Origin of the sequence: Myxococcus stipitatus DSM 14675, assembly GCF_000331735.1 — a bacterium.
GTDB lineage: Bacteria > Myxococcota > Myxococcia > Myxococcales > Myxococcaceae > Myxococcus > Myxococcus stipitatus.
In genome coordinates this window covers 1637991-1662088 of record NC_020126.1, presented here as the reverse complement: position 1 = coordinate 1662088, position 24098 = coordinate 1637991, and the positions used below count along the sequence as shown (strand labels likewise).

Here is a 24098-nt window from a genome sequence, read left to right as displayed (position 1 = left end):
TCAAGTGGTTGGCCAAGAGGAGAGAGGGATTGGACCGAGGAGTGTGGGGGGCACTCCCCAGTCCGAGCGGGGGGCTGGCCCCACACTCGAGGGTGGATCACTTCCCGAGAATGAACGCCTCGGGTTCGAGCGGAAGGATGCCGGACGGGGTGCGCCCCTTCTCCTTGTCGTACTGGATGGGCTGGATGAGCAGCGAGCCGATGCCCGCGCCGCGCGGGTCATTGTCCCGACCCGCCTGGAGATACAGATACACCTCGTTGGTGCCCGCGCGGATGACCTCGCCCGGGATGAGCGGATGGGGACGCTCGCGCGTCTGGCCCAGCGAGACATTCTCCACGCGCGTCGTGTAGCAGATGCGGCCATCCGCCGCGGCCGTCGTCTCCACCAGGTCGTAGCCGTAGGCGCGCTCGCGATGGAAGTCGAGGTCCGCGCTCAGCGGGTCGCCGTGCGCCTCCACCTCCGCGATGTTGGAGAGGCCATCCCGGTCCGAGTCGAGCAGGTCCTCCGGCACCAGCGGGTTCGTCTGGGACAGCGCCTCCACCAGGTCCGGCAGCGTGTCGCCGTCGGTGTCGCCGATGCAGGGGTTGGTCCCCAGCACGCGCTCCTCGCACGTGTTGAGGCGGTCTCCGTCCTCGTCGAGCGAGATGTTGCAGCCGGTGATGACATCCGGCACCAGCGGGTCCAGGCCGGCGCGGACCTCCAGCCCATCCATCAGGCCGTCCTGGTCCGAGTCGAGCTGCCGGGAGTCGGTGCCCAGCGCATCCTCGTCCACGTCCGGCAGGCCGTCACCGTCGCTGTCGACGAGCACCTGTCCGGCGCGCACCGCCACGTTGCGGTTGAAGGCGAGGAAGCGCTTGAGCTTGAGGGTGTTGGTCCGCGCCGCGTACTTCAAGCTGGTGAGGGTGATGGACAGGCCCGGCCCGTCGGTCTCCAGGGGCTCGGTGCCACCCGCGTGGGCGATGGCGGCGGCGTGCTCGCGTGTCACCGGGTCCGACGTCTCACCGCGGACATAGATGGGCTGAACCACCACCTCGCCCGCGCCGAACTGCTGCGCCAGCGCCTTGATTTCGCCGGTGACGGCGGTGAGCTCGCACTTGCTGCAGGCGACCTTGTCCTGCAGCGCGTTGCAGGCGCGGTCCAGGCCGATGTTGAAGGCCGGGTTGGCGCAGCTCGTGTCCTGGCTGCGGATGACCACGACGACCATGTAGCGCGTGCGCGCGACCTCGCCGCGACACGACGTCTGCATGTCGCCCGACAGCAGCGTCTTCGCCAGCCGCAGGGACGAGCGGACGCTGACGGGCCCCGTCTCTTGATACGTCGCGAAGCGAGGCAGCGCCGCCTGGAGCGTCTCCGCGTCGGCGAAGCCGCCGACGATGCCCGTGGCCACCGTGTGGTAGGCGACCAGGCCGAACTTCACGAACGGACCGGAGAACCGGCTGGTCAGCGTGGAGAGGCCATCCGTGGCGTAGCCCACGATTTCAGGCTCCACACCCTGGCCGCCCTGCAGCGCGAAGAGGACCTTGGTGGGAAACGCCTCGCCGCCCGCGCTCGGAACACAGACGGTGCCGGAGAAGTTGGCGCGGTCCCCGCGGTTGGCTGCCCGTCCATCAATGGAATAGAGGCCCGCGTCGGAGCAGGACAGGAGAAGAATCGGAAGCAGCAGCAGCGGCCACGCGATGCGCGGAAGGGGGGCCATCCGCTGGATTGTAGACCGCAGCCACCCACGGCAACGCAAGTGACTGCCACGCGTGAGACGCATTCTTCGGATTCCCGCACACACCGTTGGCCGCAATTTCGCCTCGCCATGGAACCGTGAATCACTGTGTCGTGACGCGTGCTCACAATGTGAGGAGGAAGGCGAGCACATCGTCACGCTCCTGAGGATGGAAGGCCCGTGCATCACCATGCGCGGGCCCGGAAGTCTCCAGCACGGACCGCAGCGGGAAGCGCGTCTCCACCACGAGCCGCCCGTCCTTCACGCCGTAGCCCGCGGTGGCGCTGGTGAGCAGCGGCCACATGTCCCACGTCCCCACCAGGGAGGGAGGCGCCGCCCCCACCACCAGGTCCTGCAGCTCCTGCCGCAGGGGCAGCGCCACCGGCGTCCCCACGTCGAGATATTGCCCTCGCGTCGCGGCGTCCTGGTCCAGCGTGTAGAGCGGCGCGGGGTGACAGGACAGACAGCCGCCGCGGCCCTCGAACAACGCGCGCCCCCGCGCGGGCGAGCCCACGTGCCCATCCGGAAGCGTCACCGTCTCCAGGGGCGCGCCGTCGGGGCGACGGTAGGGATTGGGCGGCGTGACGAGCAGCGACGTGTAGAGGGAGAGCGCCTCGATTTCGGAAGGGGACGGGTTCGGGTTGTGGAAGCGATTGCGTCCCCCCACGAAGCTCGCGGTCTCCGCCAGGTCGTGCTGGCTGGCGGGCGTGAAGAACGGCGGCGTGTCCCGGCTGCCCAGCACCGTGGGCGAGCGGTAGATGCGATTGGGCCGCGTCTTCTCGTAGAAGACGCCGCCGGTGTGGCCCTCGATGTGACAGCCGTCACACGTGATGCCCGTGCGTCCCAGGTCCGCGTAGAAGAGCACCTGCCCCAGCCGCCGCTTCGCCTGCGCGCGCGAGGTCACCACCGGCAGCCGCCGCGTCACCACCGCCCGCCCCTTGCGCGCCTCGCGCACGTCCACCACGGCGATGTCCCGCGTGAAGCGGTTGAGCACGTACAGCGTGTTCCCATTCGGGGACAGCACCAGCGAGCGCGGCCCGGAGTGCAGCTCCACACCCGCGCGCCCCTTGATGGAGAAGTCCTCCGAGGGGCGGATGCGCGGCATGCTGTCGGGGGGCATCAGCACCACCTCGTGCAGCACCGCGCCGCGCGCAGCCGCGTCGTCCGGCGACATCAGCGCCCGGGCATCGAGCACCCTCACCCGCCCCAGGCCCACATCCGCCGCGTAGAGCAGCCCGCGCGCCTCATCCAGCGCCAGGCCCTCCGTGACACCCGCGCCGAAGCCTCGGTGTCGCACGTAGTCGCCGCGCGCCGGGTCCACCACCGCCACGCCGCTGTTGTTGCTCACCTCCATGCGCTGGGGGTTGGGGCCCACGTTGGGGCCCAGGCTCGCCATGAAGAGCCGGCCCAGCTTCTCGCTGGCCAGGAGCGTGCGCGGCGCCTTGCCGCCCATCACCTGCGCGCGGAAGCGCTCCGTGTGGCCGCCGACGATGGGCACCCCCGGCCCTGGCACCACCGAGAAGACGCGCAGGCCGGTCTCCTGCCGCAGCAGCTCCAATTGCCCCGTCTGGAGGCTGCCCACCGCCAGCACGTCCTTCCACCGGGCCATCGCTCGGGGATTCGGGTCCACCGGCGTGCTCCAGCGCTCGTGGCCGTCCTCCAACTGGATGGCCCGCACCGTGTCGCGCACCTGCTCGGCGATGAAGGCCACACCCTTCACGCCATCCACCTCCAGCCCGGAGGCCCCCAGCGGCGCGGGGATGCCGCGCGGCGAGCCCAGCGTGGGCCCCTCCAGCGAGTAGACCCGCAGCTCCGGCAGGAAGCGGTGCACCACGCCCAGGAACGCCTGCCCTCGCGCGTCCTTCCACGTCGCCAGCGCGGACGGGCCATCTCCCACCGACAGCACCTCCACGCGCCCCGACTCCACCTCCACCGCGTACACCGTGTCCGTGGGCGGCGAGAGGACGAACACCCTGCGGCCATCCGGGGAAGCCACCATGCCCGTCAGGTCGGGGAAGGCCGCGTCATTCACCAGCGTGAGGGTGGCGCCCCCCTCACACGTCGCGCCCCTGTCCGACACCAGCCGCGCCTCCACCACCACCTGCGGCAGGTCCTCCGGCAACGCCAGCCCGGCGGGCAGCCGGGCGAAGGCGTGGCGCGAGTCGACCACCGTCAGCGGCAGCTCCAGCGACAGCGGGGAACCCAGTGACAGACGCAACCCCGTCACCAGCCGCTCCCCCTGGATGGACAGCGGCTGGGATGTCTCATTGCTCGTCAGCCGAGGCCCCACCGAGTCGAGCCTCGGCGCGGTGCTCGCGCCCACCTGTGTCACTTGCGACTCGGGCGTCCCCGAGCGGGCCGCGTCCCGAGTGCTCAGGCGATAGCCCACGACTCCGGCGGCGGTCCACAGCACCACGCCCACCGCCAGCAATGCCCCTCTGCGCGCCGCGTCTGTCACATCCGTGTCCCGCGCTCCTCGGGCCCATCGCCCGGGAGCAGCTCCCATCCATCACGCCGCCACGCTGAGTCCCATCGCGCGAACACCCGGTCGGCGCACGCGCTGGGATGCGGAGCACCACGCCATCTTTTCAGCGGCTCGGCAACGTCCAACCCACTGTCGTGGAGCATGCGCCCCACATGGGGTGGAGTGCCCCCCACACATGTTCCCCCGCCCCTCACGAAGAGGGCTGGAGTGTGCGTTGACAGGTCCATACGCGCATCGCTTAACTTGTTGATGATGCGACGCTTCCTCCTCTGCATGGCCGTCGCCCAGCTCCTCGGCATCGGTGGTTTGTTGTTCCCGAGCGATGCATGGGCCCAGGGCCGCGGCCGTTCCGCGAAATCGGCGAAGGCGAAGGCTGGCAAGAAGTCCAGCTCGAAGGCCCCGCCGAAGATTGAAACCAAGGGCGCACCCGTGACGGACCCGGTGACGGGCGAGGCGGATGCGGCCACATCCTCGGCGCCGCCGCAGCGCGGCCCGTCACGCATCGACTTCGATGACCGGCTCATCCAAGGCCAGACGAACAAGTCGGGCGCCGTCTATCTCTACGACCGCAAGGAATTGAAGCAGCGGTCGATGATCCGCGAGCGCGACAGCTTCCGGACCGAGACCCTCGCCACGGTGTACGACCAGTAGGGCTGCACCGCCCACCAGCCCTTGAAGGGAGCGTCACCGTTGAGCGGCCAGCCCAGCGTCCTGCAAGTCGTCATCCTCCGCGACGGACTCCTCGTTGGGACGGAAGTGTTCGTCCCCGGCACGTATGCCCTGGGTTCAGACCCGTCCTCGGACCTGCGGCTGGATGACCCCGCCGTGGAGCCGCGCCACGCGCTGCTCTACTTCCAGAATGGCCGCGCCGCCATCCAGGACGCGGGCACCGCCATTGGCCTGTTCGTCAACGGCCACCGCGTCACCGCGTGCGAGATCCGCTCCGTCGACGAGGTGCTGTGCGGCCCCTTCGTCCTCAAGACACGCGTGCTCGCGCAGCGGCCACAGGAGGCCAAGCCGCAGCCTCCGCCGGAGGTCGCCGCCCTCTTCAGCGCGCCGCAGCCCGCGCCGCCCCAGCCCGCGCCGCAGCCCTCCGCGCAGGTGCGCCAGCTGCGCCCCGCCACCGCGCCGGCCCAGCCGCTGGCCACCACCGTGCCCGCGGTGCGCGCCGTGCCGCAGCCTCCCTCGCAGCACCCGTCCCACGCGGCGACGCAGGCCATCTATCCGCAGCAGTCCGCCGCCGCGCCCGCCGTCGTCCCCATGCCGGCGCCGCCTGCGCCTCCCGCGCCCGTGCATGTCGCCGCCGTGCCCACGCCGCAGCCGCTGCAGGCGCCCGTGCCCGCCGGCACCGTGCCGTCCGTGCGCCGCCGCGCGACGCAGGAGCCGCCTCCCGCCGCCAGCACGGGCATGCTGCTGGCGGAGGACCTGCTCTCCGACGTGGCGCTGGACCCGCTGCCCGAGCCCAAGGGCCCGCTCTTGAGCGAGCCGAAGGTCACCGCGTCGCGTCCCACGCACGCCCCGCGCATGGGCAAGGGCAAGGGCCCCTCGCAGCTCTACCTGGAGCTCTACTGGGGCACCATCCGCCGCGACGCGCGCCGCTTCAAGCCGGACAAGAAGAAGCCCGTGCAGGCCTCGCTGGACGTGCCGGAGGCCATGCCGCTGTGGGGCTTCTCGCTGCCGGAAGGTGATGCGCCGTTCACCTTGGCGGAGTCGCTCAACGGCGCCTTCCGCCTGTTCGTTCCTCCGGGGACGGAGGTGGAGAAGAGCGCGAACGATGGACGCTTCGCGCCCGTCACCGGCGCGGCGCTGGAGTCCGACGGCAGCCGCCGCTTCATCACGCTGCGCGACGGCGTGGGCGCGCGGCTGACGCAGGGCCAGATGTCGCTGGTGGCGTACGCGGCCCCCGTGCCCGAACGCGTGTTCGTCAACCCGCTCAAGGGCCTGCCGTGGCTGGCCCTGTCGTGCTTCGTCCTCTTCGCCGGGGCGATGGGCGCCTTCATCGTGATGAAGCCGCCCACGCCGGAGACGGCGGACTTCACGCAGAAGAACCTGCCGCCCGTCGCGCTGCGCCTCATCGCGCCCGAGCCCAAGAAGAAGGAAGAGGCCAAGAAGAAGCTGGAGGCCATCAAGGAGAAGGCGCCGCCCAAGCCCGCGGAGAAGAAGGTCGCGGAGAAGGCGCCGCCCAAGCCCGTGGAGAAGACGCCGCCTCCGCCCACGCCCCCCAAGGCGGTGGCCGCGGCGCCCGCGGAGAACAAGGCGCTCAAGGCGCTCGCGAAGCTGTCCGCCGCGGGCCCCGCCACCAATGACCTGCTCGCCGCGGTGGACAAGCTGGGCAGTGGCCCCGGCAGCAAGAACGTGAAGACGTCCAACTACAAGCTGTCCGGCCTCATCGGGAAGGCGCCCATCGCCAACGCGGGCCTGGGCACGTTCGGCCTGGGCGGCGGCGGCAAGGGCGGCGGCGCGACGCTGGGCGCGGAGCTCCTGCGCGGCAAGGGCGGCGGCGGAATCGGCGCGCTGGGCGCGGGCTCCGTGGGCAAGGGCAAGGTCGGCGCCACCGTCACGCGCGCCACCGCCCGCAGCATCTCCTCGACCCAGGGCACGGTGGACCGTGAGGCCGTGGCGCGTGTCATCAACAGCCACCTCAACGAAGTCCACGGCTGCTACGAGCGCGCGCTCCTCAAGGACCCGGGGCTCGCCGGCAAGGTGGTGCTGGAGTGGACCATCGGCACCAACGGCAGCGTGGCCGCCGCGAAGACGAAGTCCTCCACGCTGCGCAACGCCTCCGTCGAAGCGTGCATCCTCTCCAATCTGAAGACCTGGTCGTTCCCCGCCCCCAAGGGCGGCGTGGTCATCATCACCTACCCGTTCCTCTTCAACTCCGTCGGTTACTGACGCGGGCCCCCCCGCCGCGTCTCGTTCCGCTCATCCGCCAGGAAGCCCCCACCGTGCGATACGCCCTGCTCATCCTCTTGTTCCTGGTGCCCGGCCTTGCCCGCGCCCAGGCCGAGGCGCTCGAGAATCCCGGCGCCGTCTCCGCCATCCAGGAGCGGCTCTACCGGATGCACCACGAGCTCTACCTCGGTGTCGGCGTGCTCCCCGCCGACGCCTTCTACAAGGGCCTCGTCGGAAGCGTCTCGTACACGTACCACTTCAGCGACACGTTCGCGTGGCAGGTGGGCCGAGGCACCTACAGCTACAACATCCAGACGTCGCTGCGCCGTCAGCTCGAGCGCGACTTCGACGTGGCCCCCACCGCGTCCGCGTTCGAGGACCAGGTGCAGTGGATGGTGGGCTCGGACCTGGTCTGGAGCCCGCTCTACGGCAAGACGGCGGTGCTCAACAGCTCCGTCGTCCACTTCGAGGCGTCCCTGCTCGTCGGCGGCACCGTGGTGAAGATCGACCGGGCGGACGGCTTCCGCCCCGCGGTGAACCTGGGCGTGGGCGTCCGCATGTTCTCCGGCAAGACGCTGTCGTTCCGGCTCGACGTGACGAACAACGTCGTGTTCGCCGGCGCGTCGCGCATCATCAACGTCCCCGTGGTCCAGCTCGGAACCGCGTTCAACTTCGGCGCCACGGAATGACTCCTCGCTCCCTCATCGCCGCGCTCGCCAGCGCCGCGCTCGTCGTGTCTCCGGCGGCGGCCTCCGCGCAGTCCGGCGGTGGCTCGCTGCCCATGCCGCCGCCCCCACCGGGCGCCAAGGCCGGCGCCACCAAGCCCGCGACCCCGGCTCCCGCGACCGCGGCGCCCGCGACTCCCGGCGCGGAGGCCCCCGCGTCCGACAAGAAGCCGGCGACGGCCGAGGCCCCGCCGCCCCTCCCGCAGAAGGTGGACCCGGCCGTCTTCGACAAGGCGCTCCAGGACTACTTCGACGGTGACGCGCGCGCCGCCGCGGGCCCGCTGTACGCGTGGCTGCTGGCCGCGCCCAAGACAGACGACAACTACGCCTGGGGCCAGTACTTCCTCGCCAAGAGCCTCATCGACCTGGGGCTCACGCACGCGGGCGCCTCCTACCTGGCGCGCATCGCCCGCGAGCGCTCCAACCCCAACGTCATCCCGCGCGCGCTCGACGCGCTGAAGCAGCTGACGGACCGTCCTCACGACGACGTGATGATCGACGAGCAGGTCTTCGGCGCGCTGGACCTGGGCTTCCTCCCGGAGGAGACGGGTGCCTATGCGCACTACCAGCAGGGCCTGGTGGACCTGCGCGTGGGCAACGAGCGATGGGCCAACACGCACTTCGCCAAGCTGTCGGAGACGAGCGCCGAGGCCAGCCACGCGAAGTTCGCGATGCTCGTCACGCGGCTCAAGCAGGTGAAGGAGCCGTCCGAGGAGCTCATCGCCGACTTCCTGGGCCTGTCCAAGGACGAGAAGCTGACCCGCGAGGCGCGCAACGAGGCGGCGCTCGCGGTGGCCCGCCTGCGCTACGAGCGCAAGGACTTCACCGGCGCGCTGGAGGCCTACAACCTGGTGAAGCTGCCGGAGCTGGACCCGGGCCGCGCCAGCATCTACCTGGAGGAGGCGTGGACCCGCTACAAGCTGGGCGAGCTGCGCGCGTCGCTGGGCATCCTCACCACGCTGGACGCGCCGTCCTTCCGCGACGAGTTCCTGCCGGACAAGTACCTCCTGCGCGCGCTCATCTACCGGGACTTGTGTCACTACCTGCCCGCCAAGCGCGCCGCGAAGGAGCTCACGCGCCGCTTCGCCGACTCGCTGGAGGCGGTGCGCAACCGCGATGACCTGACGCAAGACCTGCGCCTGCGCCGCGCGGCGAACTCGCACGGTGGAACGATGCGCGCCTCGCGCTTCGTGGAGACGTTGGACTTGGAGGGGGAGCGCCTGGGCCGCTACGCCGGCAGCTTCGGCGACCGGCTCTTCACGCACCTCACCAAGCTGTATGACCTGTCGCGCGCGGAGGCCGTGCGGGTCTACGACGCGCGCCTGGCGGACGCCGTGCGGCACGAGGCGGACACGCTGCTGCGCGCCGCGGAGCAGGTGCGGCTGATGGAATACGAAGTGGGACTGAAGCTGTACGAGCGCGTGAAGAAGGGCGCGAAAATCGTGGCGCCCGAGGATGAACAACTCCTGACGCCCGACAGCGTCGCCTTCCGCTTCAACGGCGAATACTGGAACGACGAGCTCAAGTCGTACCGGGTCAGCATCGAGAGCCGCTGCATCGAGGAGACCCCATGACCGGCACCATGACCGGCCTGATTGCCGCCGCCCTGCTGGCGGCCGCCGCACCGGGAACCAGCCGCTCCGGCCCCGGCCTGAACCCCATCGTCTCCAAGGCCAAGGAGCGCGAGGAGCTCATCACCAAGCTCAAGCGCGACATCTTCAAGGTCGACCGCGCCATCGGCGAGACGGAGAAGCTCATCTCCAAGAGCCGCAACGCGCCGTACCTGCCGGACCTGCAGTTCCGCCTGGCCGAGCTCTACGTCGAGAAGAGCCGCTACGTGTACTACCACCAAGCCGAGTCCCGGCCCGAGGGAGCCACGGGCGCCATCGTCTCGCCCGAGACGCGGCTGCTCAAGCAGAAGGCGGTGCAGATGTACTACCGCCTGCTGCGTGAGTACCCGGACTTCAAGGACGGCGACCAGGTGACGTTCTACCTGGCGCACGAGCAGCGCGAACTGGGCCAGTTCGACGAGATGCTCAAGACGCTCGGCGACCTGACGCGCAAGTTCACCACCAGCCCGCTGCGGCTGGAGGCGGAGCAGATTCTCGGCGACCACTTCTTCGACAAGGCGGACCTCGTCGAGGCAGAGAAGCACTACCAGGCGATTCTCGAGGCCCCGCCCTCCCCCGTGCACGACCTGGCCCGCTACAAGATGGGCTGGATTCGCGTGAACCAGGCCAAGCACGCGGACGCCGTGGCGTTCTTCGAGGCCGCCGCCGCGAGCGCGCCCCTGCCGGGCGTGGACGTGAAGAAGGCGCTCAACGTCAAGCGCGAGGCGCTGCTGGACCTGGTCTACAGCTACACGGAGGCCCGTCCGGCCAAGGGCGCGCTCAACTACTTCGAGAAGCTCAGCGACAGCCGCGCCACGTATGCGCTGGCGCTGGACAAGCTGGGCAACCGCTACTTCATCAAGCAGCAGTACGAGTGGGCCATCCCCGCGCTGCGCAAGCTGATGGAGATCCAGCACGACCCGGAGCAGGACCTGGAGCGCGGCCAGAAGCTCTATGACGCCCTCAAGGCGGCCAAGGGCAAGGTGCTGCCGGAGCCGGAGGACCTTCGCGTGCTGGTGCGCGCGGCGGTGCAGAGCAAGACGGACCCGGAGCTGGCGGACACGGACCGCAAGAAGCAGCTCGTGGAGCTGGAGGAGATGGGGCGCGACCTGGCCACCCAGCTCCACCTGGCCGCGCAGAAGAAGGAGGAGAAGGAGCTCTACCTGAGCACCGCCGAGGCCTATCAGGCGTACCTGAGCCTCTTCCGCCCCGACCAGTACGTGCGGCCCATGATGAAGAACCGCGCGGAGGCGCTCTTCTCCGCCAAGTCCTTCCCGGAGGCCGCGCGTCAGTTCGAGGAGCTGGCCCGCTACGAGGCCAAGGCCAAGGACGCCAAGGGCGAGGAGGAGGCCGTCTACGCGGCGCTGCTCGCGCACTTCTCCACGCTCAAGCCGGAGGAGGCCCTCAAGCGCAACGCCTACGAGGTCGCCGACGCGCGCCAGGCCATGAAGCTCTTGGGCGCCGACTACGTGTCCCGCTACCCCCAGAGCCCCAACGCCCTGGAGGTGAAGTTCAACATCGCCCGCGCCTTCTACGAGGACGGCGACTACCCGAAGGCGTCGGAGCTGTTCACCGCCTTCGCGCTCACGCATCCGCAGCACAAGGAAGCCACCGTCGCCGGCAACCTGGCGCTGGACAGCTTGCGGCAGGTCAACGACTTCAAGGGCATGGACGAGACGGGCAAGAAGCTCCTCGGCTCGCCCCTGCCCGCGAGCTTCCGCGCGGAGGTGCAGAAGATTCTCACGCAGAGCCGCGCGGAGGCGCTGGACGAGCTGGCGCTCCAGAGCGCCCAGGAGACGGGCGACGTCATCCAGGGCCTCGTGAAGGTGGCGGACGAGAACAAGAACTCCGACATCGGCGAGAAGGCGCTGTATGGCGCATTCACGGCGGCGCGCGAGAAGCGGGACCTGCAGGCCGAGCGCGACCTGGGCGGCAAGCTGGTGCAGGACTACCCCAAGAGCCAGTACCTGTCCGACGTGCTCCTGACGCTGGGCCGGCACGCGGCGGAGGCGGCGGCGTTCGGCGAGGCGGCCACCTGGTTCGAGCAGGTGGGCCAGAAGCTGGGCGCGGACATCGCCGGCGTGGATGGGTGGCTCGCGGGTGCGCGGCTGCGCATGGCGCTGGGTGAGTACAAGGAGGCCGCGCGCAACCTGGAGACGGCGGCGGAGGTCTCCGGCGCTCGCAAGTCGGAGGTGCTGGTGCTGCTCGCCGAGGCGCGGCTGAAGGCGAAGGACTTCTCGCGCGCGAAGCTGGCGGCGGAGTCCGCGCTGAAGCTGGACCCGCGCAGCGCGGGGGCGGCGGCGGTGCTCGCCGAGGTGCAGGCGACCACGGCGCCCACGGCCAACGCGGACGCGCTGGTGGCCACGCTCACCACCGCGGTGCAGGGCCCCAACGGGCAGACGGAGGAGGCCGCCAAGGGCCTGTGGTTCCTGGGCGAGATTCTCTACCGTGGCTACAAGGACCTGCCGGCGGACAAGGTGGAGGAGAAGGTCGCCGCGCTGCAGAGCCTGGAGGGCATCTACACGCAGGCCGCGTCGCTGGGTTATCCCGAGTGGGCGGTGGCCTCGCTGTGGAAGCTGGCGCTGGCGTACGGCCACATCGCGGACGTCGTCGAGTCCACGCCTGTCCCCGCGGGCCTGTCCTCGGCCGAGTCGCAGCAGTTCCAGGCGGCGGTCAAGGAGCAGGTGGGGCCGCTGAAGGCGCGCTCGGAAGAGGCGTTCAAGGCGTGTCTGTCCCGCGCGGAGTCGCTGGAGGTGTTCAACGCCGCGGTGGTGGGCTGCCGCGCTCGGGCCGAGCAGGCCGCGCTGCCCGTGCCTCAGCCGGGTGCGCCGATGCAGCCCGCGGCGCTGGAGGAGCTGCGCAAGAAGGCCGAGCGCACCCTCAGCGTCGAGTCCCTGGAAGCACTGGGCATGGCCTACCTGGACGCGCGTCAGTTCGGCGTGGCGCAGCTGACGTTCGGCCGCGTGACGGAGCTGCAGGACACCAAGGCGTCCGCGCACTCCGCGCTGGGCTGGGCGCTGCTCAACATGGGGGATGCCATGGGGGCTCGCGCCGCGTACGCGAAGGCCATGGACTCCGACCCCACCTACGACAAGGCCCGGCTCAACCTGGCCGCGCTGCGCTGCCGCTTCGGCGACGTGGAAGGGGCCCGCCGCGAGCTGTCCGTCCTCAAGGACGTGGGCACGCTCAACGGCCCCGACGTGGACACCGCGGGATGGAAGGCGTGCAAGTGAGCCCGCGCTTTCATCCCCCCCGCGCGCGAGGACTGAGGACGTTGGCGCTCACGGCGCTGGCGGCGGGCCTCTGCGCGTGCGGCGAGGAGGGCGGCACGCTGGAGGGCAGCGTGTCGCCGCTTTTGGACCTGCGCTACCGCCGCGCGGAGGCGGTGCTGGCCGAGGGGGAGCTGTCCATCAACTTCGTCACGCCGCAGGGCTCGGGGGTGAACACCGTGCTGAAGGTCAGCGCGCGGGTGGGGGACATGATTCCCGAGGGCTACACCGGCGGGCTCGACATCAACCTGGCCGAGGACGTGGGAGGTGGCGCGCAGCGAGGCGCCATCGGCCGCGCCGTGCTGGACGAGCCCGCGCGGGCGTTCCCGCAGCTGGAGCGGGGCTCGCTCGTGGTGGACCAGCTGCCCACCGCGCAGGGCCAGCGCGTGTCGGGCGACTTCCACGTCACGTTCGTCAACGGCATCGACATCTATTCCGGCCGCACCATCTTCGGCAGCTTCGAGGCGACCGTTCCATGAAGCACATCGTCCTGCTCACGCTTTCCCTCCTCGCCGCCGGGTGCGGCTCCAGCTACGGCATGAAGGTGCCCGGCTCGCTGGTGAAGAAGCTCCCCTTCGAGGTCCGCATCGAGCTGCTCGAGGCGGAGAACGAGCTGGCGCTCGCCGTCGACAAGGTGGACGAGGCCAACAACGAGATTGACCGCGCCCGCGACAACATCCGCCGCGCCCGCTCCCGCCAGGACGCGGCGGAGGACGAGGTGGACCGCGCCACCGACGAGGTCTCGCGCGAGGTGGCGAAGCTGGCCATCGAGGAGTCCGAGGCGCGCGTGGAGTACCTGCGCGCGAAGCAGCGCCTGTCGGTGGGGCTGCGAGACGTGTCGGAGCTGGCGCGCGACTGCGCCTTCGCGAAGTTCGAGATGGCCAAGCTCGCATCGGCCCGCAAGGCGAAGGTGGAGGGCAGCGAGGAGCTGGACCCGAAGGAGTTCGAGGAGCAGGTGGCCGAGTGCGACGCGGAGGTGAAGGAAGAGCGCGCGGGCCTGGCCGAGGCGGAGAAGGAAGAGAAGGCGGCGCGGGAGGCGTGGGAGGTGAAGAAGACCGCGCTGGCCCGGAAGACGTTTGATGCGCGTGCCAGTCCCTACGTGGAGAACCTGTGATGACGAAAGCCGGCGTCCTAGTCCTCCAGTTGCTCACCGCCCAGACGCCTCCGCCCGACGCGGCGGCGCTGGAGCGCACCGCGGCGGTGGAGAGCGCTCGCTTGCGCGCGTCTCCGGACGACGCGGATGCGCTCTACCGCCTGGGCACGGCCTTCCTGGCGTTGAACAAGCCGAAGAAGGCGGTGGAGCCACTGACGAAGCTGGTGGAGCTGGAGCCGGAGTTGATTCCCCCCAGGCTGGCCCTGGCGCGGGCGGTGCGGCTCGCGGGTGACGCGGGGAAGGCGCGCACGCTCCTGGACCAGTCCATCGCCGCGTTCCCGGAGGACATGTCGCTGCGCGCCGAGCGCGGCCTGCTCGCCCGGGTGCTGGACGAGACGGACGTGGCCATCAGCCAGTACTCCATCGCGGTGGAGCTGGCGCCGAAGGACGCGGAGCTGCGCTTCAACCTGGGCGAGGCGCTCCAGCGCGCCAACCGCACGGACGACGCCATCGAGGCGTACCGGGAAGCGCTGAAGCTGGACAGCAAGCTCAACGTGGCGCGCGTCAACCTGGGCAAGGCGTTGGCCGAGAAGGGGCTCAACGCCGAGGCCAAGGAGACGCTGCGCGAGGCCACGCGCGAGAAGCTGGGCGACGCGGAGGCGCACTACAACCTGGGCGTCATCCTGCTGCGGGAGAACGACTACGACGGGGCGATTGGCGAGTACCAGCGCGCACTGGCCGCCGAGCCGAAGCACGCACGGGCGCACAACAACCTGGGCGTGGCGCTGAACGAGAAGGGCGACCCGCGCAAGGCGACGGAGGCGTTCCTCAAGGCCATCTCCGCGGACCCGAAGTACGCGGAGGCGCACTTCAACCTGGGGCTCGCCTACTTCCAGTTGGGCGACAACGTGCGCGCGACGAAGTCCTTCGAGAAGGCGCTGGTGTTGGAGCCGCGCCGCTCGAGCGGGCCGTACACACAGCTGGGCCACCTGTACCTGGAGCAGGGCAAGAAGAAGCAGGCGGTGGAGGCGTTCAAGAAGGCCATCGAGAAGAGCTCCGACGACGGCCGCAAGACGACGGAGGCGTACCAGGGGCTGGCTCGGGCATACCTCTCGCTGGGCAAGGCCGAGGAGGCGGTGGCCACGCTGAAGACGGCGGTGGAGGCCTTCCCGAAGGATGCCGCCGCGCGCGCGGGTTATGGCGAGGCGCTGAAGGCCAAGGGTGACCTGGACGGCGCCATCGTGGAGTACGAGGCGTGCATCGGCCTGTCGCCGACGGTGGAGAACCGCATGGCGTTGGCGGACGCGTACGCGAAGAAGCGCGTGGCCGCGAAGGCGCAGCCTCTGTACCTGGAGATTCTCAAGGAGGACCCGAACCATCGCGGGGCGAAGCTCGCCCTGGCGGACCTGTTGATGGCGATGGGGGACTATCCGGGAGCGGAGACGTACCTGCGGCCGAAGGAAGGCGAGGAGGCGGACACGGCGGCGCTGGCGCGGCTGGGCATCGTCCACTCGCGGCGCGGGCGGCCTGACCTGGCGGTGACGGAGTTGGAGGCGGTGGTGGCCAAGGACCCGGCGCAGATTGAAGCGCGCGCCGAGCTGGGCAACCTGTACCTGCGCGGTGGGGACGGAGCCAAGGCGCGTCAGGTGTTGGGGGATGTGCTCTCGGTGGAGCCTCGCAACGCGCTGGCGTTGCTCTATCTGGGCCATGCGCTGTACCAGCAGGGCAAGACGAAGGACGCGGAGAAGTCCTTCCGCGCCTCGGTGCAGGTGGACCCGAACTTCGCCGAGCCGCACAACGCCCTGGGGCAGTTGCTGGAGGCGGCCAAGCGGATGGATGAGGCGAAGCAGTCCTACGAGACGGCGCTCAAGCTGGAGCCCAACCACGAGGACGCGAAGCAGGCCCTGAAGCGACTGGGCGCATCCGCGAAGTCGGAGTAGCCCTTCGACCTTGTCTACGGAGACGAGCGCCGCGCCCGTGAGCGGCGGCGCCACTCTCCAGGAAGCACGAGAAGGCGCTCACGCGCGCCTTCCCGGCAGCACCACAAGGAATCGCGCACGGCCCTCGGAAACAAAAGCCGCGCACATCAGCGGGCGGCGCCCGAGCCGCTCACGCGGGTAGTCCCTGCAACACCGCACCGAAGAGCTAACGGCGCCCCAGTCACTCTCGTTGAAGCGAGCCCGAGCCGCTCGCTCATGCGGGCATTCCCAACAACACCGCGCCGAAGAGCTGTCGGCGTCCGTGCCGCTCTCCTTGAAGCGAGCCCGAGCTGCTCATGAGGGCATTCCCCACAACACCGCACCGAAGAGCTGTCGGCGTCCGTGCCACTCTCCTCGGAGCGTGCCCGAGCCGCTCATGCGGGCATTCCCCACAACACCGCACCGAAGTGCTGTCGGCGTCCGTGCCACTCTCCTCGGAGCGTGCCCGGGCCGCCTCTACGCGGGCATTCCCAGCAACACCGCGCCCACGGAGACAAGCGCCGCGCCCAGGAGTTGGCGGCGCCCGAGTCGCTCTCCTTGGAGCGCCGCCAGCACCAACGCGAACGCGATGGAGGTGTTGCGCAACGTGAGCACGGCCCCCGCTCCGCTGTCGTTGAGCGCCGACAAGAGCAGCGCAAAGGACGCCATGCAGATGGCTCCCGCCGTGACGACCAGCCCGGGGCGGCTCCACGCCTGACGTTGAAGCGCGCCCCACCCCAGGCTCCGGCCGCGCTCCAGCATCAGCACCGGCAACGCGACGAGCAGTCCCGTCGTGAACAGCGCGGGCGGCTGTGCCCCCTCCGCGAGCGCCAGCTTGTAACTCAAGTGGTAGCCCGCGATGGCCACCGCCGCCAGCGCGGCCCAGGCCACGCCCGAAGCCGCGGGCCCCGTCGGACGCGCCACATGCATCACCGCGAGCCCGCCGCCCAGCACCACCGCCCCCGTGAGCGTCCACGCGGAGACCGGCTCCCCCAGCAGCAGCACGGACACGGGCCACACCAGCAACATCGCCCCACCGCGCGACACCGTGTACGCCAGGCCCAGCGGTGCTCGATGCAGCGCCCGGGACAACGCCGCGAGATAGACGCTCTCACACGCCCCCGCCGCCAGCGCCCAGGCGAGCCCTCGCGTGGTGGGGAACGCCTCCCCCTTCATCCCGAATGCCCAGAGCCCTCCGCCCACCATCGCCACGGTGATGACACCCACCACCCCGGCCTCGGGATGCGGATGCTTCTTGAGCATCGCGTTCCACGACGCGTGCAGGAACGCGGACAACAACACCCACACCAGGGCAACGGTCTCCAACGAGGCTCCTCGACGGCGCGAAGCCCGTATGTATCGCGTCCCCTGCCCCGGCGCAGTCCTCTGTCCGCTCGCCAGCCCGCTGGGGCCGGAAACAGACAACGCGTGTGCCTGGACCTTCGTTGAAGACACTCCTCGCGGGGGCGGGCGCCCGACGGTGCTGCTTGGAGGGAGGCCGGGTCCGCCGCACACCCCCGCGAGAAGTCACTTCAAGACTGCTTCCACTTCACCCACCACCTCCGCTCACGCAGGAGGCGAGGCACGGCCCGAGGGGATGACGAGCGGCCCCGCGACGTCTGGCCACTGCACCACCTGGACCTGCAGACCAAACGTGCTGGCGATGAGCTCGGCACGCAGGACTTGAGAAGGAGGCCCCAGCTCCACCAGCTTGCCTCCCGCGAGCACCGCGATGCGATGCGCGTAGCGCGCGGCGAGATTCAAGTCGTGAAGCACCGCGAGCACCGCGCCGCCCTTGCGAGCAAAACGCGTGGCCTCCTCCAGGACCAGGTGTTGATGCGCCAGGTCCAGACTCGACGTCGGTTCGTCGAGCAAGAGATAGCGATGCCCATCCGTCGGCGCATCCCAGAGTTGCGCCAGCACGCGCGCCAACTGCGCACGCTGCCGCTCTCCACCCGAGAGCGCCGTGTAGGGCCGCGACGCCAGATGCCGGATGTCCATCACATCCAGCGCAGCCAGCGCCACCTCCATGTCCGCGCTGCCCTCACCTCGCGACACATGAGGACTGCGGCCCAGGAGCGCCACCTCCAGCACCGTGAAACCAAACCCCAGCGACGACTCCTGTGGGAGCACGCCCAACCGCAGCGCACGCTCGCGCGACGGCCACTTCAACAGCGGCTGCCCATCCAGCAGGACTTCGCCCACCGCGCAGCGCAGCTCACCCGAGAACGCCGACAACAGCGTGGACTTGCCAGCACCGTTGGGCCCCACGACGGCGAGCACCTCGCCAGGGACCAACTCCAGGGACAGGGGGCCCAAGGCGCACCCTCGGCCCCGCCACACTTCGATGCCCCGTGCCTGGAGGCTCATACCGCCCCCTTACCGCGCGCCAGGAGCGCGACGAAGACCGGCACCCCCAACACGGACGTCAGCGCGCCCACGGGCAACTCCGCCGGGTCCGCCGCCGTACGCGACAGCGTGTCCGCCACCACCAGCAGCGTCGAGCCCAGCAGCGCGGAAGCGCCCATCAATCGTCGATGGTCGGGCCCCAGCGCCAGCCGCAACAGCGCGGGCACCAACAACCCCACGAAGCCGATGATGCCCGTGACGGACACCGCCGCTCCAACGCCCAGCGCCGCCGCGAGGATGAGCCGGCGCTTGAGCCGCTCCACATCCACGCCCAGGTGCCACGCCTCGCGCTCTCCGAGGAGCAACAGATTCAGCGTGCGTGCCTCGCGCAAGAGCAGCCACAGCGCCACCGCGAGCGGAGCCGCCGACGCCCCCACCACGCTCCACGAGGAGCCCGCCAGACTGCCCCACGTCCAGAAGGTGATGGTGCGAAGCTGTGCGTCCGTCGCCACCTGCATGAGCAGGCCAATGCCCGCCGCCGCTCCCGCGCTCACCGCCACACCCGACAAGAGGATGCGCGCCGTCTCCGTGCGCCCACCGCCCGTCCCGATGCGCTGCGCGAGCATCGTGGCCCCCAGCGCGCCGATGAAGGCCGCGCCCGGCACCGCCAGGATGCGGAACGGCCCCAGCCGCGAGCTGAGCGCGACGTCCATGACGATGGCCGTCACCGCCCCCAGCGCCGCGCCACTCGAGGTGCCCAACAACCCCGGCTCCACGAGCGGGTTTCGGAACAACGCTTGGAGCGCGGCGCCACACGTGGCGAGCACCGCGCCCACCAGCACGCCGAGCACCACGCGCGGCAGCCGGATGGAGAGCAGCACCGCCTCCTGCATGGGCTCCAACCGATGCCCCGTCTCCACGCCCAGCGCCCCGAGCACGCTGCCCACGAGGCCCAAGAGTGGCACTCGCACCGAGCCCACCGCGAGCGACATCAACACCGCGCCCGCGAGCGCCGTGCCCAGCACCCACCAAGGACGGGGGCGCGAGTAGGCCGACCGCGCCTGCGCCCGCGCCGGAAACGACGCGGACACGGGGGTGGAGGCGACATCCGACGCGCTCATGTCTCGTCCCGCGCGGGCAGCCCCATGCCGTCCTGCAAGAGGTGCACGGCCTTGCCCAGCTGAGGCCCCAGGCTCATGAAGTGGACGTCGTCGATGGGGACCACCTTCCAGCCCTTCACCTGGGACAGTCCGGGAACCGCGCGCAGGCCCTGCTCTCCGCCCAGCGCCGTCAGCGTGCTCGCGGGGAGCATGATGATGTCCGGCGCGGCCAGGACCGCCGCCTCGGCCGTCAACGGCTTGTGGCCGGAGTAACCCGACACCGCGTTCACCGCGCCCGCCAGCCGGATGAGCTCATTCGTCGCCGTCTCCGAGCCCGCGACCATCAGCGCATTGGCGCCCCGGGCATAGAGCGAGAGGACACGCGTGGGCTTCGCGGGCTTCACCGCCGCCCGTGCCTCGGCGCGCTTCAGGTCCTTCTCCAGGCGGGCAATCACGGCGTCGCCCTCGGCCATGCGGCCCAGCTTCGCCGCCAGCGTGCGGATGCGCAGCCGCGCCTCGTCCACCGTGGGCTTGTTGGACAGCACGACGACCTCCATGCCGCCGGTCCGGAGCTGCTCGAGGACGCCCGGGGGCCCCGCCTCATCCGTGGCCAGCAGCCACCCCGCCCCCAGCGCGAGCAGCGACTCCGAGGAGAGCGCACGCAGATAGCCCACGCGAGGACGACCACGCGCCACGGGCAGCGCGAGGCTGGTGTCGTCCACGCCCACCACCTGCTCGCCCATCCCCAGCGCGAACACCGTCTCCGTGATGGCCGGCCCCACCGTCACCAGCTTGGGGACAGAGACCATGGGAGCCTTCGCGGCGGCGGGAGCCTTGCCCTTCGCCTGGGGCTCCGCGGCCAGCGCGGGCTGCGCCAGGAGCAATCCCGCCACGAGCCAGGAGGCGCGCTTCATGACACCACCGCCGTCGAGACGGGCAGCGCGGCGACCAGCTCATCGATGAGCGCCCGCCACTCGAGGGACTCGGGCACGCCGGGCTTCCGCTTGCCGAAGAGCAGCGCGATGTTCTCCCCCGCCGCGTCGAACAGCTCCAGCGAGGTGACGATGCCGTCGCGCGTGGGCTTGCGGACAACCCACGCCGAGTGGATGTGGTCCGTGCGCAGGTGCAGGTTGAAGCTCGGGTCCAGCACGTTCATCCACGGCCCCATGGCGCGGACGGTGTGCACGGGGCCCGTGTGAATCTGGATGGCGCCGGCGTTCCCCACGAACACCATGATGGGCAGCCCCGACGCGGACGCCTTCTCCAGCACCCACGTCAGCGACGCGGGCGCCACGGGCGTGGTCATCTCCGGGCTCACCAGGCGCAGCGCCTGCGTGCGCGCCACCTTGAAGCGGCGCAGCAGCGGGAAGAACTCGTGCGTGTCCTGGAGCCCGCGCCAGCCACTCACCAGCCCCTCCACGTCAATCTCGGAGTCGGGCCGAGGCACCTCGGCGGCGGCCACCGGCTCCACGGGCAGCTCGCGCGACTGCTCCGCGTGGGTGTAGTCCGTCACCAGTTGCTCGAACGCGCTGACGCCCGCCTCGTCCTCCACGTAGACCTTGTGGATGGCCATGCCCGCGGGGTCGAAGAAGTGCAGGCTGCGCCGCGTGCCCTCGGGCCGCACCTCGCGGAACGCGAAGCCGAAGCGCCACCGGTGGAGGAACAGCCGCAGGTCGATGTTCTCGTCCAGCGCCAGCGCGACGGCGCCGTTCACCTCGACGTTGCGGTACAGGCCGCGCTTCTCATGCACCGCGCTCTCGTTGCGCGTGAGCGTCATCACCTTGCCCAGCGACTCCAGCTTCGGCAGCAGCGTGTCGAGCCGCAGGTCCAGCCGCACGACGTCCTCGCCCACGCCCGTCGCGAGCAACTGGGCCTCACTCACCCCCAGCTGTGTCGCGGCATCGCGGATGCGCGTGCGCGGTTGGCTCTCTCTCAGCGCGTGCCAGCGCTGACGGAGGGCGGTGGGCTCGGAAGAAGACGCGGTGGAGACAGAAGGAGCAATCATGACGGGTTCCAGGGGAGAGGGGTGCATCCACATCAACGACAGACATCCACGACCAAGAATCAGTGAGACGCTTCGACGGACGAGCCCGACGCGGGCGCGGACACCTTCGCCCAGCGCAGCTTGAGCATCGCGGGCGTGCCGGCGTCGTCGTAGTAGGAGAGCATCTCCACCTTGAAGTACGCCTTCGAGTCGGAGCGCACGACGTACACCTGCTGACGCGCGGTCAGCTTGTGCGACGAGACGTCGTAGGCGTACCAGCCGCCGTTGGCCTGGAACACCGTGTCCGGGTCCGCGCCCTCGTCGTCGCCGTCATCCGCGTCCACCGAGTACCCGCTCACGGGCGCCTGGGTCAGCTTGGTGAAGTCCTGCGCGGGCAGCACCGCCACCTCCACGCCGCCCTTCCCATTCACGCCACCCCGCGAGCGGACGCCGAAGCGCTGGAAGGACAAATCCCAGACGGCATCCTGGCCCGCGCTCACCTGCTCGCCGGTGTCCAGGTCCAAGCCAATCCAGGCCTCCTTGCTCGTGGCGTCCACCACGGTGGTGATGGAGCCGTCCGCGTTGCTGACGTGACTCACATGCGTGCCATTGGGCGGCGCGGGCGTGAGCTCCAGGTCGTCACCACAAGCGGAGAGCGTACCGGCCAGGCACAGCGCGGCGGCGGCGCGGGACACGGAGAGGAAGGTGGGGCGGGACATGAGGGCTCCTTGAAGTAGAGAGGGGTGATTCACAGCCGGAACGAGACGCCGGCCTGGAAGGCACGAGGAGGAATGGGCAGGTCCGTGGCGTTGCCCGCGTCGGCGAGGTTGGACCCCAGCACGAAGAACTGGAGGGACTCGCGCGGGCGCCACGCGACGCGGGCGTCCACGGTGACGTAGGGCTTCGACTGATAGGGATTGGCGATGCCGTCGCCGTCCGTGTCCGGGTAGAAGGGACGCTCGCCCACCAGCGCCGCGCGGGCCCATGTCTCCAGGCCCCACTCGCGATGACGCCATGTGGCCTGCGCGGTGAAGCGGTGACGCGTCTGCCCTTCCAGCGCCCGGTTCATCGACTCATCGCGCCCGTCGGTGAGAGAGTACGCCACCTCGCCGGAGAGGCGCCACGGAAGGCGCTGACGGAGCCCCACCTCGCCGCCGCGCACGCGCGCTCGCGCCACGTTGACGTAGGTGAAGAGCTGCCCCTCGCTCAACTGCTGGAGCGACGTGCCAATCATGTCGCGCAGCGAGTGCTGGAACGCGCTCACCCACACGAGCGAGGACTCCAGCGGCCGAAGCTCCGCGGACACGCTGAAGCTGCGCGAGCGCTCCGGCTTCAGGTCCGGGTTGCCGCGCACGGCATAGCCCACGGTGGGGTTCTCGAAGTCGAGGAGCAGCTCCTGGAAGCCCGGCGCGCGGTAGCCCCAGCCGTAGCTGCCGCGCAGCGTGAGCCACGACAGCGGGTCCACCTTCGCCGCGAGCCGAGGCGTGACGGCCGTGCCGAACTGCGTGTCCACGTCCACGCGCGCGCCAGGCACCACCACCAGCTTGGGCCCCGTCGCCAGCGTCCAGCTGTCCTGCGCGTAGACGGCGGCCCGCCCGCGCTCTCCTTGTCCGGAGTCCAGTCGGTCCGCCGCGAGCAGCTCGCCCAGCACCTCCGCGCCCACGACGAAGGCATGGTGCTCACCCACGCGCGCGTCGAGCTGAGTGCCCACGCGCGCCTGCTGCTCGCGGGTGTCCTCCACCGTGTCCAGCGCGGTGGCTCGACGTTGGTCTCGCAGGTAGCGCCGCTGGAAGTGGGTGTAGGAGCCCTCTACGCGCAGCGTCGCCTCGTCGCTGAGCTTCCAGGACGGCGCCATGCGCCCGGTCATCGAGGTATCGCGGCTCGCCCGGTCGAACACCGCCCCCGCGACGCCCAGGTCCACCCCACGCTGCGTGCGCCGCGAGAAGCCCGCGGAGCCCTCCAACGAGAAGGCGCCCTCCCCCTTCAAGTCTCCACTCGCGGAGACGTCGAAGCCCTCCAGGCTGCTGCCCGTGGTGCCCTCGTCCGAGGGCTGCAAGTCATACGACGAGCGGCGCTGCATCCCACCGCTCACGCGCAGGCCCCAGCGCTCGCCGCGCGCCTCGCCCGTCGCGTCCAAGTCCAACCGGTTCAGCTCGCCATAGGCGACGCGGAGCTCGCCGCCGAGCGGCTGTCGCGCGCGCCGCGTGATGAAGTTCACCACGCCGCCCACCGCGTCACTGCCGTAGAGCACCGACGACGGGCCCTTGACGATCTCCACCTGCTCCACGTCCTCGAGCGACAGCCGCGACAGGTCCACGCCACCCGCGACGCGGCCCGCCACCCGCTCTCCATCCACCAGCACCAGCACGTACTCGGGCCCCAGGCCCTGCACCTGCACGGATGCCCCCGCGAAGGTCTGCACCACCTGCAGCCCCGGGTGCGCGGCCAGCAGCTCCGACGCGTCGCGCGCGCCCGTCGCCAGGATTTCCGAGCGGGTGATGACCTCCGTGGCCACGGGCGTCTCGCTCAGCCGCTCCTGCCGGCGCGACGCCGTCACCACCGTGCGCGCCACCGGCACATCGTCCTTCGCGGTCTCGGCTTCAACAGACGGCTCGGCGGGCGTCGAAGATGCCGAGGTCGCCGGGGCCCCTGGACCCGCGACGACCTCGGCCTGCTCCGACACCACCGTCGCGTCCTCGGAGCCCACGACAGGCTCGGAGGACACAGGCTCCACGGGGACGGACGCGTTCGCGTCCCTGGACTCAGTCGACGGGGAAGAAGGCGCACGGCCCCACGCCAACGACGGCGCGGCCCAGGCCAGCACAAGAAGCCACCAACTCCCACGCATACTGCGTCCTCCGGCGCATGGCCGGTGGGACTCCCGTCAGAGGGAATCCCCGTGGGGCGCTGGGCTCAGGG

The 24098-nt window shown here is 70.5% G+C and carries 17 protein-coding genes; 8 read left to right on the top strand and 9 right to left on the bottom strand.

What is annotated here, in order from left to right:
* Positions 1–97: 97 nt before the first annotated feature.
* Both MYSTI_RS06655 and MYSTI_RS06650 read right to left on the bottom strand, forming a co-directional pair.
* A complete protein-coding gene (locus tag MYSTI_RS06655) occupies positions 98–1696 on the bottom strand; it encodes a hypothetical protein (RefSeq protein ID WP_015346950.1) in 1599 nt (532 codons plus the stop codon).
* 142 nt (positions 1697–1838) lie between these two features.
* Entirely contained in the window at positions 1839–4220 is a 2382-nt protein-coding gene (locus MYSTI_RS06650) for an NHL repeat-containing protein (protein ID WP_015346949.1), read from the bottom strand.
* Between the two features lie 228 nt (positions 4221–4448).
* On the opposite strand from MYSTI_RS06650, the gene MYSTI_RS06645 reads away from it, so the two are divergent.
* The 8 genes from MYSTI_RS06645 to MYSTI_RS06610 are packed head-to-tail and all read left to right on the top strand — an operon-like array spanning position 4449 to position 15728.
* Positions 4449–4850: a hypothetical protein gene (locus MYSTI_RS06645; RefSeq protein ID WP_233278191.1), complete on the top strand. Its 402-nt coding sequence runs from the start codon at positions 4449–4451 to the stop codon at positions 4848–4850.
* Between the two features lie 39 nt (positions 4851–4889).
* Entirely contained in the window at positions 4890–7091 is a 2202-nt protein-coding gene (locus tag MYSTI_RS06640) for an AgmX/PglI C-terminal domain-containing protein (protein WP_015346947.1), read from the top strand.
* 53 nt (positions 7092–7144) lie between these two features.
* Positions 7145–7780, top strand: a complete 636-nt coding sequence (locus tag MYSTI_RS06635; RefSeq protein ID WP_015346946.1) for an outer membrane beta-barrel domain-containing protein — start codon at positions 7145–7147, stop codon at positions 7778–7780.
* A complete protein-coding gene (locus MYSTI_RS06630; RefSeq protein WP_015346945.1) occupies positions 7777–9390 on the top strand; it encodes a hypothetical protein in 1614 nt (537 codons plus the stop codon). Before MYSTI_RS06635 ends, MYSTI_RS06630 begins: the two co-directional genes overlap by 4 nt.
* Complete coding sequence (locus MYSTI_RS06625) at positions 9387–12659, top strand: tetratricopeptide repeat protein (protein WP_015346944.1); 3273 nt, start codon at positions 9387–9389, stop codon at positions 12657–12659. Before MYSTI_RS06630 ends, MYSTI_RS06625 begins: the two co-directional genes overlap by 4 nt.
* Positions 12641–13174: a hypothetical protein gene (locus MYSTI_RS06620; protein ID WP_044279138.1), complete on the top strand. Its 534-nt coding sequence runs from the start codon at positions 12641–12643 to the stop codon at positions 13172–13174. Before MYSTI_RS06625 ends, MYSTI_RS06620 begins: the two co-directional genes overlap by 19 nt.
* A complete protein-coding gene (locus MYSTI_RS06615; protein WP_015346942.1) occupies positions 13171–13809 on the top strand; it encodes a coiled-coil domain-containing protein in 639 nt (212 codons plus the stop codon). The genes MYSTI_RS06620 and MYSTI_RS06615 overlap by 4 nt, the downstream gene beginning before the upstream one ends.
* Positions 13809–15728 carry a tetratricopeptide repeat protein gene (locus tag MYSTI_RS06610; RefSeq protein WP_015346941.1) on the top strand — a complete coding sequence of 640 codons (1920 nt, stop codon included), beginning with the start codon at positions 13809–13811 and terminating at the stop codon, positions 15726–15728. The genes MYSTI_RS06615 and MYSTI_RS06610 overlap by 1 nt, the downstream gene beginning before the upstream one ends.
* Before the next feature lie 495 nt (positions 15729–16223).
* On the opposite strand, the gene MYSTI_RS06605 is transcribed toward MYSTI_RS06610, so the two are convergent.
* From MYSTI_RS06605 to MYSTI_RS06575, 7 genes are all read right to left on the bottom strand, one after another.
* Positions 16224–17072 (bottom strand): EamA family transporter, encoded by an 849-nt coding sequence (locus MYSTI_RS06605; protein WP_015346940.1) that lies wholly within the window; start codon positions 17070–17072, stop codon positions 16224–16226.
* A gap of 240 nt (positions 17073–17312) precedes the next feature.
* The gene (locus MYSTI_RS06600) at positions 17313–18116 is read right to left on the bottom strand and encodes a heme ABC transporter ATP-binding protein (RefSeq protein ID WP_015346939.1); all 804 of its coding nucleotides are present in this window, start codon (positions 18114–18116) and stop codon (positions 17313–17315) included.
* Complete coding sequence (locus MYSTI_RS06595; RefSeq protein ID WP_015346938.1) at positions 18113–19216, bottom strand: FecCD family ABC transporter permease; 1104 nt, start codon at positions 19214–19216, stop codon at positions 18113–18115. Before MYSTI_RS06595 ends, MYSTI_RS06600 begins: the two co-directional genes overlap by 4 nt.
* Positions 19213–20109, bottom strand: coding sequence for a heme/hemin ABC transporter substrate-binding protein (locus MYSTI_RS06590; RefSeq protein ID WP_015346937.1), 897 nt, complete (start codon positions 20107–20109; stop codon positions 19213–19215). The genes MYSTI_RS06595 and MYSTI_RS06590 overlap by 4 nt, the downstream gene beginning before the upstream one ends.
* A complete protein-coding gene (locus MYSTI_RS06585) occupies positions 20106–21200 on the bottom strand; it encodes a hemin-degrading factor (protein WP_144370006.1) in 1095 nt (364 codons plus the stop codon). Before MYSTI_RS06585 ends, MYSTI_RS06590 begins: the two co-directional genes overlap by 4 nt.
* Positions 21201–21259: 59 nt before the next feature.
* Positions 21260–21898, bottom strand: coding sequence for an HmuY family protein (locus tag MYSTI_RS06580; RefSeq protein ID WP_015346935.1), 639 nt, complete (start codon positions 21896–21898; stop codon positions 21260–21262).
* Positions 21899–21927: 29 nt separating this feature from the next.
* Complete coding sequence (locus MYSTI_RS06575) at positions 21928–24027, bottom strand: TonB-dependent receptor plug domain-containing protein (RefSeq protein ID WP_015346934.1); 2100 nt, start codon at positions 24025–24027, stop codon at positions 21928–21930.
* Positions 24028–24098: the final 71 nt, after the last annotated feature.